Below are 21,536 nucleotides of genomic sequence, written 5' to 3'. Positions count from 1 at the left end.
CTAGCGGTTGCCCGATTACCGCGAGGGGTACCGCAAACGCCCCAGGAACCGCGAGACGTTGAAGCGTTCGCGTTCAGGGTTGAGCCACTTGGCCTTGACCTTTTCGAAGGTCATGACGCCATCGATCCGGCGTTCGAGAAAGGCGCGCGTTTCGGCCTTGCCCTCACTCTCGTCAGTGCTGAAAACGGCCAGGGTCGCGGCGTAGATCGATGCCAGGATCGCGCGCTTGGTATAGTGGTTATAGTCGGTCGCCGTGTCGCCCGCGAGCCGCCACATCACGTCGGCACTGTTCCACCCCAGCTTCAGCGATGTCGCCGCGTTCTGCGGCATCGCCATGATGGCCATCGCCCGGCGCAAGGCCTCTTCCCGCCCCGCAATCGCATCGAGGCGGTACTGGACAAGGACGCGGATACGTTCACGGATCTTCATCGTTGCCAGCTTTTCAGGGGGCAGGTCCAGCGTCATCATGCGATCGATGGTCTCGATCCACGCGGCAATCATGCCCATCGCGCCATCGTCCTTGAAGGCGAGGCGCGCAACGTCCCGATCCGCGCCCAGCTGATCGGCAGCCATGTCGAGCGCGGCATCGCTCCAGCCGTCGAACACGGCTGCATCGGCAAGTCCGGGTGCCAGCGCCAGGCGCAATTCGTCGAGCGTGAGATCGGCTACGTCCATCGGTTCAGTTGGGACCATACGAAGGCGCATCCTTGGCGCGTTCGCTTTCCGCCCGCTCGATTTCTTCCAGCACCGGAGAACGCGCACCCATGAGCGTTGCATAATCGCGCGCCGAACGGCCCGAATTGTCGGCCCGGTCCGGATTGGCACCCTTTTCCATCAGCAGGCGGATAATGGCGGTGTCGCGGCGATGAACCGCCGAAATGAGGGGCGTTTCGCCGGCGACATTGGTGGGGTCGATATCGGCGCCCTTGTTGAGCAGGATCTCGATCCCGTCGACGAAACCAAGTTGTGCCGCCAGTTCCAGCGGGGAAACGCCGTCCTTCATTTCGGTGTTGGGGTTGGCCCCCTTGTCCAGCAGGAACCGCATCCACACCGGATCGCGGCGCTGGGTTACGATGTGCAGCGCGCTTTCGCCGCTGGTCAGGTCGCGCGAGTTCACGAGGACGCTACCGGGCTGGTTCAGCATGTCGGTCGCCTTTTCGCCGTCGCGCTTTCGCACCGCCTCGAGGAACTCGTACCCTTCGCGTTTGCGTTGGGCCGTTGCCGGTGTGGCCACCATGGCCAACGCCGCTGCACCAAGGATCACCGCTGTCGCCCGCCGTACCACCTGCTTCATTCCTCTTCGCTTTTCCGCAATCGTCTGGGGCATACGCCCTTGAACACGCGCGGTTAGCAGACCATGAACCGCGATACCATGCCTCGCCTCAAAGACCTTTGCCGCACCCTGCCCCTGGCCGCCCTCATTGCGGTTGCCGGATGCAGCGATATCCTGCCCGCTCCGGCCGAGCCGCCGCCGCTCGAAGGCGCGGCACTCGGCGGCGATTTCACGCTGACCGCAGAGGATGGCCAACCCTTCAGCTGGAGCGAACTCGACGGGCAGTACCGTACGATCTATTTCGGCTATACCTACTGCCCCGACGTGTGCCCGGTTGACGTGCAGCGGGCGATGGCCGGCCTCAAGCTGTTCGAGGAACAGGATCCGAAACGCGGCATGAAGGTGCAGCCCCTGTTCGTGGGCATAGACACCGCGCGCGACACGCCGCCGGTCCTGTCCGAGTTCACGGCCAACTTCCACCCGCGCCTGATTGGCCTGACCGGCGACGAAGAAACGCTGACCAAGGTCGCCTCCCAATACGCGGCGAGCTTTTCCAAGGGCGATGAAGCGCCCGGTGGCGGATACCTGGTCAACCACACCAACGTCACCTTGCTGTTCGGTCCCGATGGTAAGCCGATCACCACCCTGCCCACCGAAATGGGCGCCGAAGCGGTTGCCGCGGAACTGGACAAATGGGTGCGTTGAGGGAGCGTTTCTGGGAGCTTCCGCTCGCCAAGCTCGACCAGGACGAATGGGAAGCCCTGTGTGACGGGTGTGGGCGTTGCTGTCTGCACAAGGTCGAATACGAAGATACGGGCGAGATCGAGCACACCAATGTCGCCTGCACCCTGCTCGATATCCAGACCGCGCGTTGCACCGACTATAAGCGCCGCAAGACATTCGTGCCCGATTGCCTGCGCCTGACGCTCAAGATCGTCGACACTGTTTCGTGGCTCCCCCCGACCTGCGCCTATCGCCTTCGCGCCGATGGCGACCCGCTGCCGCGCTGGCATTACCTGTTGACCGGCGACCGGGACGATGTGGTTCGCGCCGGAATTTCGGTGGCCGGGCGGGTCATCAGCGAAGATATGGCCGGTCCCCTGGAACACCATGTGGTCGAATGGGACGACGGATACGATGACGATGACGATTACGACGAGGACGAAGTCGGCCACGAGGAGAACCCCTCGTGATCGACTGGATGCGCCGCGAACCGGCCGATCCGGTCGTTGAGGTCGCAGGCCGCGAACTGCCGATCGAGCTGAAGCGAAACGCCCGTGCGCGCCGCCTGACGTTGCGCCTTGCCCCAGATGGCACCGCGGTGCGGATAACCCTGCCGCAATGGTGCCGCACCGCCGAAGCGGTGGCCTTTGCCCGTGCGCGGCGTGACTGGCTGGCTGGCCAACTGGCCAAGGTGCCCCAGGCGCGCGACCCGGTGAACGAAGGCGTCATGCTGTATCGCGGGACCGAAATCGCCATCGATTGGCGCGAGGCGGCACCCCGCAAACCCTTTCTTGCCGATGGCGCGCTGGTCGTCGGCGGGCCGCGGGACACGCTTGGCAAACGCCTCCACCGCTGGCTTGAACACGAAGCGGTGCGGCTTTTCACGCACGACGCGCGCGATTATTGCGCCCGCGCTGACCTCGCACCGGCCGAAGCCCGCCTGACCCGTGCGAAGCGGCGCTGGGGCAGCTGTTCGAGCGAAGGTGTGCTGCGGCTGAACTGGCGGCTGGTGCAGGCACCCGATTTCGTTCGGCGGTCCGTTGTCGCCCACGAGGTCGCCCATCTTGTGCATTTCGACCACAGCCCCGCGTTCCACAGCCTGCTGGACCGACTTTACGAAGGCGATATCGACGATGCCAACGCGTGGTTGAGCGGTCACGGGCGCACGCTCTACGCCAGCTTCGGTTAGGCACTACTGGCGCGCGCCGGCAAAGCGCCCTATCTAGCGATCATGCGTTTCAAGTCCCGATACAATCCGGCCGGCGGCATTACCGATTTCGTCGAATATTTCCGCCAGCCGACCCCTTATCGCTGGCCGATCCTTGCCGCGTCGTGCCTGATGACCTTCACCCTGCTGTTCTGGGTCACACAGGAGGAAACCTTTGTGCCCCCGGAACGCCCCAAGGTCGTCCTGATCAGCACTTTTGCCGAAGGGCGCACGGATGCCGAAATCCGCGCGACCAATATCGAAAACCAGCGGATCAAGGAACTGAGACAGGCCGAACGCGAAGCCGCCTTTGGCCGCAAGGTGGATGCCTACAAGGCGCTGGGCCGTGCAACCGGCCTCGATGTCGATGCGATCGAGGCCGAGGCCGAGATAGAACGCACCCGCGAACAAGCCGCCGAAGCGGCAAAGCGCGAACAGCTCTACACGGCGGACGGGGCCGTTGCAGACAAGCCCGAATGACGCGGACTGGCTGGCCGCTGCAGCGCGGCTGGCGTCACGCGCGCGCCCGCTAAGCAACCCCAATCCGGCGGTCGGCTGCGTGGTGGTGCGCCACGGCAGGATCGTGGGGCGCGGCTGGACCCAGCGCGGCGGACGACCGCACGCCGAAGCCATGGCGCTGGACGCTGCCGGCGGCGCTGCGCGCGGCTCCACCGTCTACGTCACGCTCGAACCGTGCGCTCATCGCTCGCCGCGCGGCCCGTCGTGCAGCGATACGCTTGTCGAGGCCGGTGTCGCCCGCGTTCTGATCGGCGTGCAGGACCCAGACCCGCGCACCGCAGGGCAAGGCATCGCCCGCCTGCGAAAGGCCGGAATCGACGCCGCTCTCCTCCCGTCCCCCCAGGCGGAGGCCAGTCTCGCCGGGTATCTCGTGCGCGTGCGCAAGGGCCGCCCTCACGTCACCTTGAAGCTGGCGACATCGCTCGACGGGTGCATCGCCCTTGCAAGCGGTGAAAGCCAATGGATCACGGGCGAAACAGCCCGCGCCCACGTCCATTCGCGCCGTGCGATGGCCGATGCGATTCTCGTGGGCGGCGGCACCTGGCGCAGCGACAAGCCAAGGCTCGACGTGCGCCTGCCCGGCCTCGAAGACCGTGCACCCCAACGCATCCTCCTGACGCGCGGTGTGCCGCCGGACGGGATGAAGGTTATCAACGCGCCCGAACAGATCGAACGGCTGGATCAGGCGCAATACCTGTATGTCGAAGGCGGGGCTCAAGTGGCGTCGAGCTTTCTTGCACGCGATCTGGTGGATCGGATCGAATTGTACCGCGCCCCCATCGTCATCGGGGGCGGGCGCCATGCGCTGGGCGATATCGGCCTGTCATCGCTTGCCGGAGCGCATGGCCGATGGGCGCTGGACGAGCGCCGCCAGCTTGGCAGTGACACTTACGAAGCCTACAGCCGCACCCGACAGGAGTAAGACACGCATGTTCACCGGCATCGTTACGGCAATCGGAACCATCGAAAGCGTCGAGAAGCGTGGGGATCTGCGCGTCACGGTTGCGTGCCCGTTCGATCCCTCGGCCATCGATATCGGCGCGTCGATTGCCTGTTCGGGTGTTTGCCTGACGGTGGTTGCGCTTGGCGGGACCGCAGGCGATGCGCGCATTTCCTTCGACGTATCGGACGAAACTGTCCGCTGCACCAAGCCGGGCATGTGGACGCAAGGCGGCAAGCTCAATCTCGAATCCGCGCTTCGCCTGGGTGATGAACTGGGCGGCCATCTGGTTACCGGCCATGTCGACGCGGTGGGCACGGTGGTTCTGTCGCGCGACGAAGGCGGCTCGCGCAAGCTGGCGTTCCGGATCGGGCGCGATCTCGCCCCTTTCGTCGCCGCCAAGGGGTCGATCACGATCGACGGCGTTTCGCTGACCGTCAACGATGTGCGGGACCGCAGCGACGGAACCTGCGATTTCGCGGTGAACATCATCCCGCATACGGGCGAGGTGACGACGCTTGGCGGCCTGGCGATGGACGACCGGGTCAATCTCGAGATCGACGTTCTTGCGCGCTACCTCAAGCGAATGCAGAGCCTGCAGGGATAGGCCCGGGCCAGGGCCTTCCCGCCCCGGGCGCAGATCAACCGATCGATCCGATCACCGAACGCGCAAAGGCAGCGTACCCTTCGCTGCCGTATGCCCATGTGGCCACAAGGTAGAGGGTCGCCAGGATCGGGGTGCCCACCTTGTAAACGGGATGGACCGCGCCCCGCGTCATGTAATCGTAGGCGATCCCGAAGCCGATGATGAGCAAGGCCCCGCCGAACGCGATAACGAACCGAGGCAGAAAGGTCGTCGCTTCCCAGAACAGCGTCGGATCGATGGCCGAAGCGGTTCGCAGATGCGCGCCGGCACAGATGCTCGCCGTGGCCATGAGGATCAGGCGCTTGTGCGCATCGGGGCGGGTGCGCGCGATCCATGCGAGGGGCACCAGGATGCAGAACGGCAACAGGTAGGGAATGGAAATGGCTGTAAACGAGGCATCCCCGCCATCGGCCATATCCGCCTTCTGGAACCGGAATTCGCTGATCCCGGCCGACACGATCATGATCGCCGCGAGCGGCAGCATTGCGAGGCCGAACTTGCGGTGCCAGTCCATCTGCCTGGTCGCGGCAAGCCGGGCCTGCAGTGCGAGCAGGACAAGCCAGGCGCCGAAGCTCCACACGTGAACCTGAAGGGCAATGGCCGCGGGCTCCTGCACGCCATCGAAGAAACGGTCATGCACCGGGCGGCTGAAACCCACCATCACCACAACAACGATGTATAGCCAGACGAAAACCCAGAACCGGCTGTCGTAATCATGCCGTTTGACGAAACGTTGATCCATTGCGCATCCCCCCGATGCGCGACCCTGCGCGGCACTTTACCGGTCAGAAGCGGTTCGGCAATGCATTTCGGGGCGTGCGCGGAAGGAAGCGAGGGGGGCGTGGTTCCCAAGTCCGTCGCGAAATCAGTCCGCGCGGGCTCTTTCGAGGGCGGCTTCCATCTGTGGCCGCGCGCTTTCCCACGCGAATTCGCTGCAGAATTCGCTGTCCTTGACCTGCCATCGCGCGGGCTTGGGGTGCGACCAGCACAGCTTCTTCACGGCCGCAGCAACCCGCTCTTCCATTTCCGCCTCGCCGGCGGACGAAGAAAGATCGAGGTCCGCGATGCTGACGACGCTGGTAACGGGGTCGTACCCTTCGGGGACGTTCATCTTGCCGGTAACGACGATTTCCTGCCCCTGCGCACTGGCGGGCATAGCGATAAGGGCCACACCCGCGGCCACGACGATTGGCAAACATGTCTTGCGAAGATTTGTCATGATCAATCCTTTGCTTGCGGCTCGCGGAACGGCGCCCGAAATCGGGCGGTTCCGCTGGAACGGCATCGCAAAGTTGCTCTGGCGAAAAGCCTTACGTCATACGTAATGATACTCATCCGGAGGGCCGCCGCGCTCCCCGACATGCGCGTACGGCGGATCGGGCAAACCGATCGCCGGCGGGAAATGGCGGGGCGGGCGCCGTGCCCGCCCCGCGTCACTTACATTCCGTCAACGCTCTTGCTGACGAGGATATTCACCGAGACGCGGCGGTTCTGGGCCTTGCCTTCAGCGGTGTCGTTGCTGGCCATCGGGTCGGCTTCGGCCATTCCGGTGGGTGTCAGCATGCGCCAGGGCTTCCAGCCGCACGCCTGCTGGAGGTAATTGACCACGCGACCGGCGCGCTTCTCACTCAGTTCCTGGTTGTAGTCCTGGCTTCCGACCGAATCGGTGTATCCGACGATAAGCAGAAGCGCGTTGTCCATGGCTTCGGCCTGGTTTGCCGCAGTGCACAGTTCGCTCTCGGCCTGAGGGGAAAGCTTCCACTTGCCGGTGTCGAAATAGACGTTGGTCGTGCCCTTGATGTTGTATTTGTCGATGTCGGCCATGCGACCACGCAACGCTTCGGTGGCTGCTTCCTGCTGCTCGAAACGCTGGTTCGTGCCGCTGCGGATCATGGCGGCGGTCTTGAGATCCTTGCTCTTCAGGTCGATCTTGTTTGCAAGCAGCCCATCGCCCCACTGCACCGTTTCCACCGTAACCGGCAGGCCGTTGAGCAGCGATTCCGCACCCAGCGTGTTGCGGTTGATGCCAAGAAAGCCTCCGCTCGACTTGATCTGGGTGCCTTCGCTGATGACGACCACCGTGGTCGAGCCATCGGGAAGCGTGATCTGCATCCGGTTGTCGCTGCGCGCGGAGATGATGCCTTCGATCTCCGGCCCTTGCGTCATGCCGGACATGTCCGACGGCGGCATGCCGTAAACGGTCGTCAGGACTTCGCCTTCAGACGTATCCATCTCCTGGGCGGAGACGGTGCCCGTTGCCGGCAAGGCAAGCATGGCAAGCAAGAGAAGGCTTCTCGGGCTTTTCAAAATGACACTCATTACGTTACTCCTTCAAACTGAACCGGCCCGCGCTGCGTCTTCAGCACACGTAATGCGACGCCCCCCTGCGATGGCGTGGCCGGCTGTCAGAGCCCCCTTTATACCGTTCGATACGAAGTGCGGCGTATCGGCCGCACGCGAAGGCCCGTGTTCAGGCCAGCCTTTCTGCCACATGAACGCCCACAGCGACACCCTTGGCCGTGCGGATGGTTCGGGCCCTCGATGCGGCGAACCGAAGCAGGCGGCATATGCTGTAAACAGTATTTCGCACCCCTTTGCCGTCGCATCTGCTGACGTAGAGGCGCCCCGGAAACCGGATTTTGTTGCGGATCCGCGGGTGGAAAAGGGTGCTTCGGGAGGGCTGCCGGTTGCTAGCCTTCCGAATGAATCGCACCTTCAGGCCAGCGGGCCTTGGGCAAATCCTTCGCGAGTGATCTCGTAATAGAGATGGAGCACCCGCTTGCCGTCGTATTTTCCCAGCTCGTACCGGTCGCTGCGCTCGGCGCCGATGGCTTCCAACGCGTTGCGCGACCGGTAATTGGTGTCGCCCACACGAAATTCGACCAGCGCGACATGCCTGAAGGCATGGTCCAGCATAACCCGCTTCATCTCAGGGTTTATGCCCTTCCCCCAGCACACAGGGGCAAGAAACGTCCAGCCGATCTCGACCGAGCCACCCTCGTCTTCGCTCAAACGATCATAGCGGGTCGAGCCCACGATCCGGTCCGTCCGCTTGTCGATAACCGCCAGCGCGCCGCCCGACGCCATGCCTTCGTCGAAGAAGGCATCGAAAACGTCGCGCCGCCAGCGATCATGGATCGGATGCTGTTCCCAGACCGCGGGGTCGGATGCGATGCCGAACAAGGCTTCGCGGTCGCCTTCCTCCAGCGGTCGGATGATCAGCCGATCGGTCTCGAGGGTCGGCTGGCGGTCCATTCAGTCCTTCGTGACGTCAGCAAGCGCGGCGATGAACTTGGGCGTGTTGCCTTCGTGCAGACCCGCCACGTTGATCCGGCCCGATCCGGCCATATAGATCCCGTGGTCTTCACGCAGCTTCACGATCTGATCCTTGGAAAGCGGAAGCATGGCGAACAATCCGTTCTGTTCACCGAGCACCGCCAGGTTCAATCCCGGGGCTTCGTTATCGGCAGCGGCCAACCGTGCACGAACGCGGCGCATCCGGCTCCGCATCTCGTCGAGCTCGTCAAGCCATTGCTGGGTCAGGCTCTCATCGCGCAGCACGGTGCGTACCGCTGCGCCGCCGTGGTCTGGCGGCATCGACCAGTTCGCGCGCGCGAGTGCGTTGGCGTTGGAGGTGATGGCGCCAAGCTGGTCCGGCTGCTCGGCCATCATGTAGAAGGCGCCAACGCGGTCGCGGTACAGGCCGAAGTTCTTGTCGCAGCTGTAGGCGATCAACGCTTCGGGAACGACGGCCAGAACCTTGCGAACGCCCGCAACGTCTTCATCCAGTCCCTTGCCAAGGCCGTGGTAGGCGATGTCGAGGATCGGCAACACGCCGGTTTTGGCCAGCGCGCCGGCGATCGCATCCCACTGTTCGTCGGTATAGTCGACGCCCGTGGGGTTATGGCAGCAACCGTGCAGCATCACGGCATCGGTTGGCGCCGCGTTGCGGATTGCCCCGAGAACGGCATCGAGATCAGCGCCCCCTTCCGCCGTCGCGTGGCTGAAGAGAACCGGCTCCACCCCGACATCGGACAGGATCTGAACATGGTTCGGCCAGCTTGGCGTGCCCATGTGGATGCGGGTCACGCCAGCCGCCTTGGACAGCGCCACGGCAAGGCGCACAGCGCCCGTTCCGCCCGGTGTCTGCATCCCTTCGATCCGGCCGCCCATCGTCGCGTCCCGGCCGAAAATATACGGCATCAGCGCGGTGACGAAGCCGGTGTCGCCTTCGGGACCGAGGTAGCTCTTGGAATCCTGCTCATCGACCAACCGCTGCTCGGCTGCCTTGATTGCGCGAAACACCGGCGTCGCACCTTCGTTGGTGCGATAGACGCCGACCCCGAGGTCGATCGTATCGGGCCGCGCATCGGCAGCGTGCATCTTGATCAGCGCGAGCAGCGCGTCAGGGGCTTGGGCTTGGAGACGGTCTAGCATGGGCGCCTCATCGCCGGATATGCGTGGGGCCGCAACAGGAAATCCCGTTGCGGCCCCAGCGCCATTCAGGTTTGTTCTATTGCGACCGTTAGGGCTGCTTTCCCCGTCAGAATGGAAGCCACCGCTGCTTCTTCGAAAATCTCATGTATCCCGCGTTGACGCCCAGGCGAAGACCGGCACCCACGCGAATGGGGATCAACACGACATCGCCCTTGCGCACGTAGCTGGCCGTCAGGCCGCCAACGACGTAGATCTGCCCCTCACCGGCGGGAAAACGTTCGTAGAGATCTTCGCTGTCCCACAGATTGTAAACCAGCACGAACGTGCTGCCTGCGTTGGCGCCCGCATCGAAACCGATCGATGGCCCGGTCCAGTAAACCGGACGTTCGCCCTCGACCTTGTGGAACAGCGTTCCGGAGCCGTAACGGGCACCGACCACGAACGCCCCACTGGCTTCACGCCCGACGATGTAGGCGTTCGGCTCGCCCTGGTCCTTCAGCAATTTCTGGATCATTTCGGCCACGCCCTGCGCGCCCTTGCCGAACACGCCTTCCGCAGCGCCGATCAGATCGTCTTCGCGGTACGTGGTCGAAGGATCGTCGACCGACGAAGACTGGACCGCATCCTTGGCCGCGGATTCGGCGCCCTGTTCAGACCATTGCGGCTGCTGGGTCGCCATGTCCTGCACGTCCGGAGTTTCCGCCTGGGCCGTGCCGGCAGCGCTATCGGCGGTCTCGCCATACACGGACTGTTGGCCCGGCTGTTCGACCAGATCGCCATCGATGGCGGTATCGGGGTCGATGGTTTCGACCTGCGCGTGAAGCGGGCCAGCCGCGAGGCCGAATGCGGCCAGCACGATGCCGAATCGCGGCAGTTTCGATGCAAACTTGATCATGTTTCCCTCCCTGCCGGCGTTATCCACGAAGGCAGCTATCTGGTCAGAAGAATCCCCTTTCACCATGCGGGCAATGAAACGGCGATGAACCGATTCCAAAATGCGCCGAAGCGAGTCGATGCAGGCCGTTCGAGCGGTCCCTGCAAGGAAGGCGATTCAGCCCTTGATGCCGCCATGCCGCGTGGCTATAGCGCGCCCCTCGCAAGCGACATGGTCGGGTTGCGATGTGCGGAGACGTGGGTGAGTGGCTGAAACCAGCTCCCTGCTAAGGAGCCATACCTGGTAACGGGTATCGAGGGTTCGAATCCCTCCGTCTCCGCCACTTTACCCTTCAACGAATTATCCGCCCGCAAGGTCAGCGTTCAATATATCCGGGCGAAGTTCGCGGCACCGGTAAAAAGGGCGCGGGTCCCTTCTGTCGCATCCGCATCCGTATCCGCAGGCCGGAACGCCGCGATCGATTGCGCCAGCCTGCCCAGGCTTTCCGCACTGACGCTGTAATAGACGAGCTTCGCTTCCCTGCGGGTATCGACGAGGCCGGCGCGCCGCAGCACGCCCAGTTGCTGGGACAGGGCCGGTTGCGCGATGCCAGATGCCTGTTCGATTTCCCCGACGTTGCGTTCCCCCGATTTCAGCGTTTCAAGAATCGCGAACCGCAGCGGGTGCGCGATGGCCTTGAGCTCATCGATCGGCGGCCCGTCGGTCATCGCGGGGCCTTTGCGGGCACGTCGCGGTAAAACCAGTCCGCCCCGTTTTCTGCAGCGTAGACATCGTCAAGATCGTGGCTCGGGGCCCGCAGCAACGCGTCTCCCGGGGTCCAGTTGGCGGGCGCCAGCGCCCCTTCGGCATCGACACGCTGCAACGCATCGAGCGTCCGCAGCATTTCCGGTATCGAACGCCCGACATTGGCCGGGTAACAGGTCATCGCGCGGATCACGCCCTTGGGATCGATGAAATACGTCGTCCGGACGGTTGCGCTGTCGTAATCCCCCGCAGCGACCATCCCGAAAGCGCGGCCGATCACCAGTGTCGGGTCTTCGACGATCGGGAAGCGAACTTCCACATCGAACCGGTCCCTGATGAGGCGCAGCCAGGCAAAGTGCGAAAACAGGCTGTCGACGGACAGCGCCATCAGCGCGCAATCGCGTGCGGCGAAATCGTCCGCACGGCGCGACAGCTCGACAAATTCGGTGGTGCAAACCGGCGTGAAATCGGCCGGGTGCGAAAACAGGATCAGCCACCGCTTGCGGAACGCCGAAAGCTTGACGGGGCCGGTGGTGCTCCGCGCCTCGAAATCGGGAGCGGTGTCACCGATCCTCAAGCCCGACATGGCGGGCGGCTGGGTTTCCTGAACGCTCATCACAGTAGCCATACCACTTGACTTCATAAAGGCAATACATATACACGTTTTATGTAATCAATGGAGATGGCAATGGCCGAAGTTGACACCACCCTTCAAGCGGCGTCCGAACAGGTTTTGCGGGCCGGTGCGAACAAGGCGCTCCGCCCGTCGATCGCCGGTTTCTTCGACGAGGCCACCTTTACGGTCAGCTACGTCGTGCACGACCCGGCAACCAGCGAAGCGGCAATTATCGATTCGGTCTTGGATTACGAGGCGGCTTCGGGCCGCACGTCCTTCGGGTCTGCTGACCGGATTATCGAATATGTTACTTCTAATAATCTGAAAGTGAAGTGGCTAATCGAAACGCATGCCCATGCCGATCACATTTCCGCTGCCCCCTATCTCCAGGAAAAGCTGGGCGGCAAGCTGGGCATCGGAGCCGATATCATCCGGGTTCAGGAAGTGTTCGGCAAATTGTTCAACGCCGGCACCGATTTCGAACGTGACGGTTCGCAGTTCGATCATCTGTTCAAGGATGGTGAGACGTTCTCGCTCGGCACGCTCGAGGGCATCGCCCTGCACGTGCCGGGCCACACCCCTGCGGACATGGCCTTCATCATCGGCGACGCGGCGTTCGTCGGCGATACCATCTTCATGCCCGATTTCGGCACCGCACGGGCGGACTTTCCCGGTGGCGATGCGGGCCAGCTCTACGGTTCGATCCGTCGGCTTCTCTCGCTCCCCGAAGAAACGCGCCTGTTCCTGTGCCATGATTACAAGGCGCCCGGTCGCGATGAGTACGCCTGGGAAAGCACCGTGGGCCAGCAGCGGCGGGAGAACATCCATGTCAGGGACGGCATCAGCCAGGACGAATTCGTCGCCATGCGAACCAGCCGCGACAAAACGCTGGCGATGCCAAACCTCATCATGCCGTCGGTTCAGGTGAACATTCGCGGTGGCCGCTTGCCGGAACCCGAAGATAACGGCGTCAGCTACATCAAGATTCCGGTGAACGCGGTATGACCCTCCCCGGCTTTCCCGAAGCGGCACCTATGGCCGGACTTGGCGGCGGCGTCCTGATCGGACTGGCGGCAGCGTTGATGTTGCTTGGTGCGGGCCGGATCGCCGGCGTGTCCGGCATCGCGGCCCGGGCCACCGGCCTGAGCGACAGCGGCATGTCCCGCTCCAGCGCCTGGATGTTCCTCGTGGGCTTGCCGCTGGGCGCGGCGATCGTGGCATTTGCATCGGGCGGACTGGAGGCGCAATTCGCCGATCCCATCGTGCTGGCGATTGCGGGCCTTCTTGTGGGCATCGGCACACGGCTTGGCAGCGGTTGCACCAGTGGGCACGGCGTTTGCGGTGTCAGCCGCCTGTCGCAACGATCCGTAGTGGCGACGATCACGTTCATGATCGCCGGGATCGCCACCGTTGCCATCATGAATTCCATGGGGCTGGAGGTGCTGAAATGATCAAGCGATTGCTCCCCCCACTTGTTTCGGGCGGATTGTTCGGCGCAGGGCTGGCCCTTGGCGGAATGACCGACCCTGCGCGTGTTCGCGGTTTTCTCGACCTGTTCGGGGGCTGGGATCCGACACTGGCCTTCGTAATGGGCGGCGCCGTCCTCGTGATGGCCATCGCCTGGCGTTTCCAGCGCGGCATGGCACGGCCCATTTTTGCGGAGAAATTCTCCATACCCGATCGCAGCGACCTGACCCTGCCGCTTGTCGGCGGATCGGCGCTGTTCGGCATCGGGTGGGGAATTGCCGGTTTGTGTCCTGGCCCAGGCATCGCGGCGCTGGTTATCGAACCGGCTTCCGCGGCGATATTCGTGGTCGCCCTGCTGGCAGGCATGGGCGTGGTGCGCATGATGGAAAAGGACGCGTGATGCAGATCATCGAGGTGGAACCCGGGTTTGCCGTCGCGCCGCAATTGCAACCTGCCGATATGGCCGAATTGGCGCAGCGGGGCTTCAGGGCGGTGATCTGCAATCGCCCCGACGGGGAAGAAAGCGGCCAGCCCGAAGTCGACGAAATGCGCGCGCGGGCGCAGGCTGCCGGGCTGGCGTTCCATCACATTCCCGTAAGCGGGGGCGCATTTCCCGAGGCCGCGATTGCCGCGTTCCGGGCGGTGCGGATCGGCACCGACGGGCCGGTTCTGGCATATTGCCGCACCGGCACGCGGTCCATCACGCTGGAAACGCTGGCCAACCCCCAAGGCCGAAGCGCATCGGATCGCCTGAAGCTGGCCCAAGCGGCCGGATACGACCTTTCCCCCTTTGCCGATCGATTGGGCGCGTAAGCCCCAGAACCTGGAGAAGTGCCGTGGCGCAATCCCTATCCCATACCGTTGTAATCATCGGCGGCGGAGCAGCCGGGATCGCGACCGCCGCTTCCATGCTCAAGCGCCAGCGCGGACTGGACATCGCCATCGTCGAACCGTCCGATGTCCATGCCTATCAACCGGGCTGGACCATGGTCGGCGCAGGCATCTTCGAACCCGAGGTGACCCGCCGCCCGATGGCCAGCGTCATGCCGAAGGCCGCGACCTGGATCAGGGCGTCTGCCGCCAGCTTCCAGCCGGAGGACAACCAGGTCACTCTCGACGACGGATCGACGGTTGCATACGAGTTGCTGATCGTCGCCCCCGGCATCCGCCTTGCCTGGGAAAAGATCGCAGGGCTGGAAGAAACCCTGGGCAGGAACGGTGTCACGTCGAATTACCGTTACGATCTTGCCCCCTATACCTGGGAACTGGTCCAGCAGGTCAAATCCGGTCGTGCGATCTTCACCCAGCCCCCGATGCCGATCAAATGCGCCGGTGCTCCGCAGAAATCGATGTACCTGTCCTGCGATCACTGGATGCGCCTCGGCGTGCTGGATAGCATCGATGTCGAATTCCGGAACGCCGGCGGCGTCTTGTTCGGCGTGCAGGATTACGTCCCGGCGCTGATGGAATACGTTGAACGATACGATATCGCCCTGAAGCTGGGCAGCAATTTGATCGCGGTCGATGGCGAAGGCGGCCAGGCCACATTCCAGACGGAAGCCGGGCAGGAGACCTGCGATTTCGAAATGCTGCACGTCGTGCCGCCGCAAGTCGCACCGCAATTCCTGGCCGACAGTCCGCTGGCAGCCGAAAGCGGATTTACGGATGTCGATCCGCATACCTTGCAGCACACCCGCTATCCCAATGTCTTCGGGCTGGGCGACGCCGGATCGATGCCCAATGCGAAAACGGCCGCCGCGGCGCGCAAGCAGGCTCCGGTCGTGGCGGTCAACGCCCTGCGCGCGCTGGACCAGAAGGGTCCGATTGCCGGATATGACGGATACGGTTCGTGTCCGCTGACGGTCGAACGCGGCAAGATCGTGCTCGCCGAATTCGGTTATGGCGGCAAGCTGATGCCCAGCTTCCCGAGCTGGCTGATCGACGGCACCAAGGCCCAGCGCCTGTCGTGGATATTGAAGGCGGACGCCCTGCCGTGGATCTACTGGAACGGCATGCTGAAGGGGCGCGAATGGCTTGCCGGGCCCGGCAATATGATCGCACAATAAAATGGCCGACAAGCAACGCCGCGCCATGCTCTCCGCCTATTTCCCGATTCTGGAATGGGGGAGGACGTACAACCGCTCCGTGCTGACCAACGACATGATGGCGGCCGTGATTGTCACCATCATGCTTATCCCGCAAAGCCTGGCCTACGCCCTGCTTGCCGGATTGCCGCCGGTCGTCGGCCTTTACGCCTCGATCCTTCCGCTTGTGCTCTATGCCATATTCGGCACCAGCCGGACGCTGGCGGTGGGACCGGTGGCGGTCGTGTCGCTGATGACCGCATCGGCGGCAGGCGCCGTGGCGGCGCAAGGCACCGCGCAATACATGGAAGCGGCGATTACCCTGGCCGCGCTTTCCGGCGTCATGCTGGCGGTTCTGGGTTTCCTACGCGCCGGATTTCTCGCCAATCTTCTGTCGCACCCTGTGATCAGCGGGTTCATCACCGCGTCGGGCATCCTTATTGCGACCAGCCAGGTGAAGCAAATTCTTGGCATCAGTGCGGGCGGCGACAACTGGCCTGACATGCTGGGCGGCCTTGCCGCCACAATTGCCGACACGAACCCCGCGACACTGGCGATCGGCATTCCGGCAACACTGTTCCTGTTCTGGGTTCGCAAGGGCGCCAAACCTGCGCTGCAACGGCTGGGCCTGGCACCGCGCACGGCCGAGATGACGGCCAAGGCCGGTCCGGTAGTTGCCGTCGCGTTGACGATCCTGGCAGTGCTTGCCTTCAATCTCGACGCCCAGGGCGTGAAACTGGTGGGGGCGATCCCGCAAGGCCTGCCGCCGTTTGCCGTCCCGTCGACCGACCTTGCGCTGATCGAACGTCTGTGGGTGCCCGCGCTGCTGATCTCGATCATCGGCTTCGTCGAAAGCGTCTCGGTCGCCCAGACCCTTGCCGCCAAGCGGCGCCAGCGCATTGCACCGGACCAGGAACTGATCGGGCTTGGGGCCGCGAATATCGCCAGCGCCTTTTCCGGCGGGTACCCCGTGACCGGCGGGTTCGCGCGATCGGTCGTGAATTTCGATGCCGGGGCTGAAACGCCCGCAGCCGGCGCCTTCACCGCGGTCGGCATTGCGCTAGCGTCGCTGTTCCTGACGCCCTTGTTGTTCAATCTGCCGGTGGCGACCCTTGCGGCAACGATCATCGTGGCCGTGTTGAGCCTGGTGGACCTGAAGACCCCCGGGCAGCTGTGGCGTTATTCCAAGGCTGATTTTGCGGCGCACATCGTCACCATCGGCATCACCTTGCTGGCTGGCGTCGAACTGGGCGTGATTGCCGGTGTGGGTGTGGGCCTGTTGCTTTACCTGTGGCGGGCCAGCCGCCCCCACGCCGCGATTGTCGGGCGTGTTCCGGAAACCGAGCATTTTCGCAATGTCGAGCGGCACAGCGTCTTCACCGTGCCGCATGTCCTTTCGATCCGGATCGACGAAGCGCTGACCTATCTCAACGCGCGCTGGCTGGAGGAATACGTGCTCGAACAGACCGCCGACCGGCCCGCGGTGCGCCACGTCATCCTGATGTGCAGCGCGGTCAACGAAATCGATGCCTCGGGCCTCGAAAGCCTCGAGGCGATCAACCACCGCCTGGGCGATGGCAACATCGGGCTGCACCTGTCGGAAGTGAAGGGACCGGTGATGGACCGGCTCAAACGCACGCACTTCCTCGATGAACTGAACGGCAAGGTGTTCCTTTCGCAGGACCGCGCCTTCACCGAACTGTCCCGCGACACGGGCGAACCTCCGCCACCGGTCGATCACTACCTTGCCCGCGGCATGATCTGATCGGCGTCCCGGGCTGCGGGGCCGCTGCGGATCGTGACTTGCGCGCCGAGGCACAGCCGCTGCGCGCTTTGCATTACACCTGCCTGCGCTTCGGTTTTAAAGGGTTCCCATGTTCGAACACGTCGACGCATTGCTGCTCGCCCGTATCCAGTTCGCCTTTACGGTCAGCTTCCACTTTTTCTTTCCCGCCTTCTCGATCGGGCTGGCAAGTTACCTGATGGTGCTGGAGGGGTTGTGGCTGAAGACCGGCAGGCAGCTGTATCTCGATCTGTTCAAATACTGGATCAAGATCTTCGCCATAGTTTTCGCGATGGGCGTCGTGTCGGGCATCGTGATGAGCTACCAGTTCGGCACGAACTGGTCGGTCTTTTCCGATTTTGCCGGACCGGTGATTGGCCCACTGATGGCTTACGAAGTCCTCACGGCATTCTTCCTCGAAGCCGGTTTCCTCGGCGTCATGCTGTTCGGCATGAACAAGGTAGGCCGCAAGCTGCATTTCGCTGCCACCTGCATGGTGGCGCTCGGCACGTTCATTTCCGCGTTCTGGATCCTGTCGGTCAACAGCTGGATGCAAACCCCGACCGGGTTCGAAATGGGCGCGAACGGCCAGTTCCTGCCAGGCGAAAGCTGGTGGACGATCATCTTCAACCCCAGCTTTCCGTATCGCCTGGTGCACACGGTCATGGCCGCCTATCTGACCACCGCCTTTGCCGTGGGCGGGGTTGGTGCATGGCACCTTCTGAAAGACCGCACCAACGGGCACGCGCGCACGATGTTTTCCATGGCGATGTGGATGGCCGCGATCGTCACGCCGTTGCAGATTTTCGCCGGCGACTTGCACGGGCTCAACACGCTCGAGCATCAGCCGCAGAAGGTCATGGCGATGGAGGGGCATTTCCAGAGCCATCCCGACGGGGCGCCGCTGATCCTGTTCGGCATCCCCGACAGCGAAGCCAAGACGGTCCGTTATGCCATCGAGATACCCAAGGCGTCATCGCTGATCCTCAAGCATGATCCCGATGCGCCGCTGGCCGGGCTCGACACGATACCCGATGAAGACGAACCGCCGGTCGGCATCGTCTTCTGGTCTTTCCGCATCATGGTGGGGATCGGCTTTGCCATGCTTGGCATCGGCATGTGGAGCCTGTGGGCGCGGTGGCGCGGATCGCTGTACGATACGCCGTGGCTACACCGGGCGGCGCTGGTCATGGCCCCGTCCGGCTTTATTGCCGTTCTGGCCGGGTGGATCACGACCGAAGTCGGGCGCCAGCCCTTTGTCATCTACAATCTGTTGCGAACCGCGGACGCGGCAAGCCCGCTGGATGCCCCCGCCGTCGGTGCATCGCTGGTCGCATTCGTGCTGGTCTATTTCGCCGTGTTCGGCGTGGGTATCTGTTACATCCTGCGCCTGATGGCCAAGGGGCCGCATACGGGCGAACTCGGCGTCAAACGCGGCGATACCGGTCCCATTCGCACGGCGGGAATCACCCCCGGTCCCACCCAGAACCCGGGCCGCGAGGAAGTTCTGCCCACGGACAAGGAGGATGCGCGATGAGTGTTTCCTACGATCTGACCACGATCTGGGCGTTCATCATCGCCTTCGCGGTTTTCGCCTATGTGGTGATGGACGGGTTCGACCTTGGTATCGGCGTCCTCTTCCCGAGCTTCGATGTGGGGCCTGAACGGGACCGCGCCATGAATTCGATCGCGCCGGTCTGGGACGGGAACGAAACGTGGCTGGTGTTGGGCGGCGGCGGGCTGATGGCCGCTTTCCCGCTGGCCTATGCGGTCATCCTCCCGGCTACTTACCCGCTCATCATCGCAATGCTCCTGGGGCTGGTTTTCAGGGGCGTGGCGTTCGAATACCGCTGGCGCGATCCGGCGCACCGCCGGTTCTGGGATGCCGCGTTTTCCGGCGGATCGCTGGTCGCCGCCATGGCGCAAGGCATGACGCTGGGCGCGCTGCTGCAGGGTATCGAGGTGACGGGCCGCGCCTATTCGGGCAGCTGGTTCGACTGGCTGACGCCCTACACCTTGCTGACCGGCCTGGGCGTCGTTGCCGGATACGCCCTGCTGGGGAGCACATGGCTGATCTGGAAACTGGAAGGGGCCGGACAGGCCCATGCGCGCACCCTGGCCAAACGCGCCGCGTTTGCCACGATCGTCCTGATGGGCGCGGTCAGCCTCTACAACATCTTCCTCAACGCCGAATACGCCGAGCGTTGGCTGACGGCGCCGGAAATCTATCTGGCGGCGCCCGTGCCCGTCCTGACGGCAATCATCGCAGTCCTGATGGTCCGGGCAATCGCCCGCGACCAGCACAGCAAGCCGTTCTGGTACGCGATCGCTCTTTTCTTCTTCGGGATGGCAGGCCTGGGGATCACAATGTGGCCCTATGTCGTGCCGCCGGGCATCACGATCTGGGATGCCGCAGCGCCCGAACGCAGTCAGGTTTTCATGCTCGTCGGTGTGTCGATCACCTTGCCCCTGATCATCGGATACACCGCGTGGGCATACTGGGTGTTCCGCGGCAAGGTTTCGGACGAGGGGTATCACTGATGCCGGCATCGGACGACACTGCCGGTCCGCTGTGGAAACGGCTCGCGTGGATGGCCGGGATCTGGGCTGCAAGCGTTGCCGCGCTGGGCGCGCTTGCCTGGGTTATCCGCCTTTGGGTCGCACCGTGAGCCGCGCGAGAAAATGACACCGGCGCCCCGCGGCTATGGCCGCGGGGCGCCGGGTCGATCGGGTCTTGTCAGACCAGTGCGTCGCGCTTGAGCGTAATCACCTGCGGATAGGTGAATTCCTTCAGGCCATCGACGCCGTATTCGGCCCCGAAGCCCGACTGCTTGTGCCCGCCAAAGGGCGCAAACGGCGAGATGTGAAGGAATTCGTTGATCCACACGGTGCCGGTTTCCAGCTGCTCCGCGATTTCGATGCCCTTGTCGGTGTCCTTCGTCCACACCGCGCCGGCAAGCCCGTATTCGGAGTTGTTGGCGCGCTGGATGACTTCATCGACGGTGGAGAACTTCATCAGCGGCATGACCGGGCCAAACTGTTCTTCGGCCACGATGCGGGCTTCTTCCGGCGGATTGTCGAGGATCGTGATCGGAACATAGTATCCCGTGCCCGACGGGTCGACATTGCCGCCGGTCAGGAACTGGTATCCGTGATCCTTGGCATCCTGGATCAGTTCGCAGACACGGTCGAACTGCTTCTTGTTCTGGATCGGACCGACGCCCGTTCCCTGCTGCGAACCGTCGCCCACGGTAACGCCCTTGGCATATTCCGCGATCGCCTTCGACAGATCGTCGTAGATGTCTTCGTGGATGTAGATGCGCTTGGCCGCGACGCAGATCTGGCCGGCGTTGGAGAAGCTGGACCAGAACAGCTGTTCCGCCACCTTTTCGACATCGGCATCGGGAAGCACGATCGACGCATCGTTACCGCCCAGTTCCAGCGTGATGCGCTTCAGGTCGGCGCTGGCGCCTTCCATGATCTTCTTGCCGGTCGCGGTGGACCCGGTGAACGTGATCTTGTCGATATCGGGATGCGAGGTGATCAGCGGACCGAGGCTGTCTTCACCCGTGATGATGTTGACCGTACCTGCCGGAACGACATCCTTGATCAGTTCCGCGATACGCAGCGTGGTCAGCGGCGTGAACGGCGACGGCTTGAGGACGATGGTGCAGCCAGCGATCAGCGCGGGCACGATCTTCTGGATCGCCATCATGACAGGGAAGTTCCACGGCACGATGCCGCCCACCACGCCAACCGGCACGCGGCGGGTACGGCTGAGGCGTTCATCGTCGTCCTGGTTGATCACGTCGTCCAGCGTCAGCGTGGATTGCGCGGCAGCCAGTCCGGCAGCGCCATAGATTTCCTGTTGCGCCTGGGCGTGGGGTTTACCCTGCTCGCTGGTCAGGAGTCGGAAAAGCTCGTCGGCGTTGTCCTTGATCGCAGCGGCGATTCCCTGGACCACCTTCTGGCGTTCTTCCGGGCTGGTCTTGCGCCAGGTCTTGAACGCGCGGCGCGCCGCGGCCACGGCGCGGTCGAGTTCGTCCTTGCCGCAGGACGGGACACGGGCAATCACTTCCTCGTTCGCGGGGTTCACCACGTCGAGCCACTGGCCGTTGTCGACCATTTCGCCATCAATAAGGTTGCGGTAGTCGGTCATCATATCTCTCCCGGAAAAATTTGGTCCCGTCTCTGTGGCGCAC

26 protein-coding genes and 1 tRNA gene are annotated in these 21,536 nt (G+C 63.5%); 16 read left to right on the top strand and 11 right to left on the bottom strand.

The window, feature by feature from the left end:
- Positions 1-15 precede the first annotated feature (15 nt).
- Both VR863_RS01495 and VR863_RS01490 read right to left on the bottom strand, forming a co-directional pair.
- Positions 16-693, bottom strand: coding sequence for a COQ9 family protein (locus VR863_RS01495; RefSeq protein ID WP_324826667.1), 678 nt, complete (start codon positions 691-693; stop codon positions 16-18).
- A complete protein-coding gene (locus tag VR863_RS01490) occupies positions 680-1,294 on the bottom strand; it encodes an ankyrin repeat domain-containing protein (protein WP_324826666.1) in 615 nt (204 codons plus the stop codon). Before VR863_RS01490 ends, VR863_RS01495 begins: the two co-directional genes overlap by 14 nt.
- 63 nt (positions 1,295-1,357) lie before the next feature.
- Between VR863_RS01490 and VR863_RS01485 the strand changes: the two genes are divergently transcribed.
- The 6 genes from VR863_RS01485 to VR863_RS01460 are packed head-to-tail and all read left to right on the top strand — an operon-like array spanning position 1,358 to position 5,269.
- Positions 1,358-1,978 carry an SCO family protein gene (locus VR863_RS01485; protein ID WP_324826665.1) on the top strand — a complete coding sequence of 207 codons (621 nt, stop codon included), beginning with the start codon at positions 1,358-1,360 and terminating at the stop codon, positions 1,976-1,978.
- Positions 1,966-2,466, top strand: coding sequence for a YcgN family cysteine cluster protein (locus tag VR863_RS01480; RefSeq protein WP_324826664.1), 501 nt, complete (start codon positions 1,966-1,968; stop codon positions 2,464-2,466). The genes VR863_RS01485 and VR863_RS01480 overlap by 13 nt, the downstream gene beginning before the upstream one ends.
- Positions 2,463-3,185, top strand: a complete 723-nt coding sequence (locus VR863_RS01475; RefSeq protein ID WP_324826663.1) for a M48 family metallopeptidase — start codon at positions 2,463-2,465, stop codon at positions 3,183-3,185. The genes VR863_RS01480 and VR863_RS01475 overlap by 4 nt, the downstream gene beginning before the upstream one ends.
- A 42-nt stretch (positions 3,186-3,227) precedes the next feature.
- Positions 3,228-3,683: a hypothetical protein gene (locus VR863_RS01470; protein WP_324826662.1), complete on the top strand. Its 456-nt coding sequence runs from the start codon at positions 3,228-3,230 to the stop codon at positions 3,681-3,683.
- Positions 3,664-4,644 carry a bifunctional diaminohydroxyphosphoribosylaminopyrimidine deaminase/5-amino-6-(5-phosphoribosylamino)uracil reductase RibD gene (ribD, locus tag VR863_RS01465; RefSeq protein WP_324826661.1) on the top strand — a complete coding sequence of 327 codons (981 nt, stop codon included), beginning with the start codon at positions 3,664-3,666 and terminating at the stop codon, positions 4,642-4,644. The genes VR863_RS01470 and ribD overlap by 20 nt, the downstream gene beginning before the upstream one ends.
- Positions 4,645-4,651: 7 nt before the next feature.
- Positions 4,652-5,269 (top strand): riboflavin synthase, encoded by a 618-nt coding sequence (locus VR863_RS01460; protein ID WP_324826660.1) that lies wholly within the window; start codon positions 4,652-4,654, stop codon positions 5,267-5,269.
- Between the two features lie 34 nt (positions 5,270-5,303).
- Here the strand turns inward: VR863_RS01460 and VR863_RS01455 are convergent, their stop codons facing one another.
- The 6 genes from VR863_RS01455 to VR863_RS01430 all read right to left on the bottom strand — a co-directional run bounded on the left by VR863_RS01455 (position 5,304) and on the right by VR863_RS01430 (position 10,640).
- The gene (locus VR863_RS01455; protein ID WP_324826659.1) at positions 5,304-6,050 is read right to left on the bottom strand and encodes a hypothetical protein; all 747 of its coding nucleotides are present in this window, start codon (positions 6,048-6,050) and stop codon (positions 5,304-5,306) included.
- A 123-nt stretch (positions 6,051-6,173) separates the two neighbouring features.
- Positions 6,174-6,527: a UrcA family protein gene (locus VR863_RS01450; RefSeq protein ID WP_324826658.1), complete on the bottom strand. Its 354-nt coding sequence runs from the start codon at positions 6,525-6,527 to the stop codon at positions 6,174-6,176.
- Between the two features lie 218 nt (positions 6,528-6,745).
- The gene (locus VR863_RS01445) at positions 6,746-7,627 is read right to left on the bottom strand and encodes an OmpA family protein (protein WP_324826657.1); all 882 of its coding nucleotides are present in this window, start codon (positions 7,625-7,627) and stop codon (positions 6,746-6,748) included.
- A gap of 396 nt (positions 7,628-8,023) precedes the next feature.
- The gene (locus VR863_RS01440) at positions 8,024-8,563 is read right to left on the bottom strand and encodes a GNAT family N-acetyltransferase (RefSeq protein ID WP_324826656.1); all 540 of its coding nucleotides are present in this window, start codon (positions 8,561-8,563) and stop codon (positions 8,024-8,026) included.
- The gene (locus tag VR863_RS01435; protein WP_324826655.1) at positions 8,564-9,745 is read right to left on the bottom strand and encodes an amino acid aminotransferase; all 1,182 of its coding nucleotides are present in this window, start codon (positions 9,743-9,745) and stop codon (positions 8,564-8,566) included.
- Between the two features lie 106 nt (positions 9,746-9,851).
- Entirely contained in the window at positions 9,852-10,640 is a 789-nt protein-coding gene (locus tag VR863_RS01430) for a DUF1134 domain-containing protein (RefSeq protein ID WP_324826654.1), read from the bottom strand.
- Between the two features lie 230 nt (positions 10,641-10,870).
- Here VR863_RS01430 and VR863_RS01425 point away from each other — a divergent pair.
- A tRNA-Ser gene (locus VR863_RS01425) sits at positions 10,871-10,962 on the top strand.
- A gap of 40 nt (positions 10,963-11,002) precedes the next feature.
- Here VR863_RS01425 and VR863_RS01420 read toward each other — a convergent pair.
- Both VR863_RS01420 and VR863_RS01415 read right to left on the bottom strand, forming a co-directional pair.
- Positions 11,003-11,347 (bottom strand): ArsR/SmtB family transcription factor, encoded by a 345-nt coding sequence (locus tag VR863_RS01420; RefSeq protein ID WP_324826653.1) that lies wholly within the window; start codon positions 11,345-11,347, stop codon positions 11,003-11,005.
- Positions 11,344-12,000 (bottom strand): peroxiredoxin, encoded by a 657-nt coding sequence (locus tag VR863_RS01415; protein WP_324826652.1) that lies wholly within the window; start codon positions 11,998-12,000, stop codon positions 11,344-11,346. The genes VR863_RS01420 and VR863_RS01415 overlap by 4 nt, the downstream gene beginning before the upstream one ends.
- Before the next feature lie 72 nt (positions 12,001-12,072).
- On the opposite strand from VR863_RS01415, the gene VR863_RS01410 reads away from it, so the two are divergent.
- The 9 genes from VR863_RS01410 to VR863_RS01370 all read left to right on the top strand — a co-directional run bounded on the left by VR863_RS01410 (position 12,073) and on the right by VR863_RS01370 (position 20,003).
- Positions 12,073-13,005 carry an MBL fold metallo-hydrolase gene (locus VR863_RS01410; protein WP_324826651.1) on the top strand — a complete coding sequence of 311 codons (933 nt, stop codon included), beginning with the start codon at positions 12,073-12,075 and terminating at the stop codon, positions 13,003-13,005.
- Complete coding sequence (locus tag VR863_RS01405) at positions 13,002-13,451, top strand: YeeE/YedE family protein (RefSeq protein WP_324826650.1); 450 nt, start codon at positions 13,002-13,004, stop codon at positions 13,449-13,451. Before VR863_RS01410 ends, VR863_RS01405 begins: the two co-directional genes overlap by 4 nt.
- On the top strand, positions 13,448-13,867 hold the full coding sequence (locus VR863_RS01400; RefSeq protein WP_324826649.1) for a DUF6691 family protein: 420 nt from the start codon (positions 13,448-13,450) through the stop codon (positions 13,865-13,867). The genes VR863_RS01405 and VR863_RS01400 overlap by 4 nt, the downstream gene beginning before the upstream one ends.
- Positions 13,867-14,280, top strand: a complete 414-nt coding sequence (locus VR863_RS01395; protein ID WP_324826648.1) for a protein tyrosine phosphatase family protein — start codon at positions 13,867-13,869, stop codon at positions 14,278-14,280. The genes VR863_RS01400 and VR863_RS01395 overlap by 1 nt, the downstream gene beginning before the upstream one ends.
- Before the next feature lie 23 nt (positions 14,281-14,303).
- Positions 14,304-15,533: an NAD(P)/FAD-dependent oxidoreductase gene (locus VR863_RS01390; protein ID WP_434784952.1), complete on the top strand. Its 1,230-nt coding sequence runs from the start codon at positions 14,304-14,306 to the stop codon at positions 15,531-15,533.
- Between the two features lies 1 nt (position 15,534).
- Entirely contained in the window at positions 15,535-17,316 is a 1,782-nt protein-coding gene (locus VR863_RS01385) for a SulP family inorganic anion transporter (protein WP_324826647.1), read from the top strand.
- 109 nt (positions 17,317-17,425) lie between these two features.
- Positions 17,426-18,871: a cytochrome ubiquinol oxidase subunit I gene (locus tag VR863_RS01380; protein ID WP_324826646.1), complete on the top strand. Its 1,446-nt coding sequence runs from the start codon at positions 17,426-17,428 to the stop codon at positions 18,869-18,871.
- The gene (gene cydB, locus VR863_RS01375) at positions 18,868-19,875 is read left to right on the top strand and encodes a cytochrome d ubiquinol oxidase subunit II (RefSeq protein ID WP_324826645.1); all 1,008 of its coding nucleotides are present in this window, start codon (positions 18,868-18,870) and stop codon (positions 19,873-19,875) included. Before VR863_RS01380 ends, cydB begins: the two co-directional genes overlap by 4 nt.
- Positions 19,875-20,003 carry a DUF2474 domain-containing protein gene (locus tag VR863_RS01370; RefSeq protein ID WP_324826644.1) on the top strand — a complete coding sequence of 43 codons (129 nt, stop codon included), beginning with the start codon at positions 19,875-19,877 and terminating at the stop codon, positions 20,001-20,003. The genes cydB and VR863_RS01370 overlap by 1 nt, the downstream gene beginning before the upstream one ends.
- Positions 20,004-20,071: 68 nt before the next feature.
- Here VR863_RS01370 and VR863_RS01365 read toward each other — a convergent pair whose 3' ends face one another.
- A complete protein-coding gene (locus VR863_RS01365) occupies positions 20,072-21,496 on the bottom strand; it encodes an aldehyde dehydrogenase family protein (RefSeq protein ID WP_324826643.1) in 1,425 nt (474 codons plus the stop codon).
- Between the last annotated feature and the right edge of the window lie 40 nt (positions 21,497-21,536).

The sequence above is a fragment of the Qipengyuania zhejiangensis genome, assembly GCF_035607565.1.
In the GTDB taxonomy this organism is placed as follows: domain Bacteria; phylum Pseudomonadota; class Alphaproteobacteria; order Sphingomonadales; family Sphingomonadaceae; genus Qipengyuania; species Qipengyuania zhejiangensis.
This window is presented reverse-complemented; position numbering and strand designations above follow the sequence as displayed.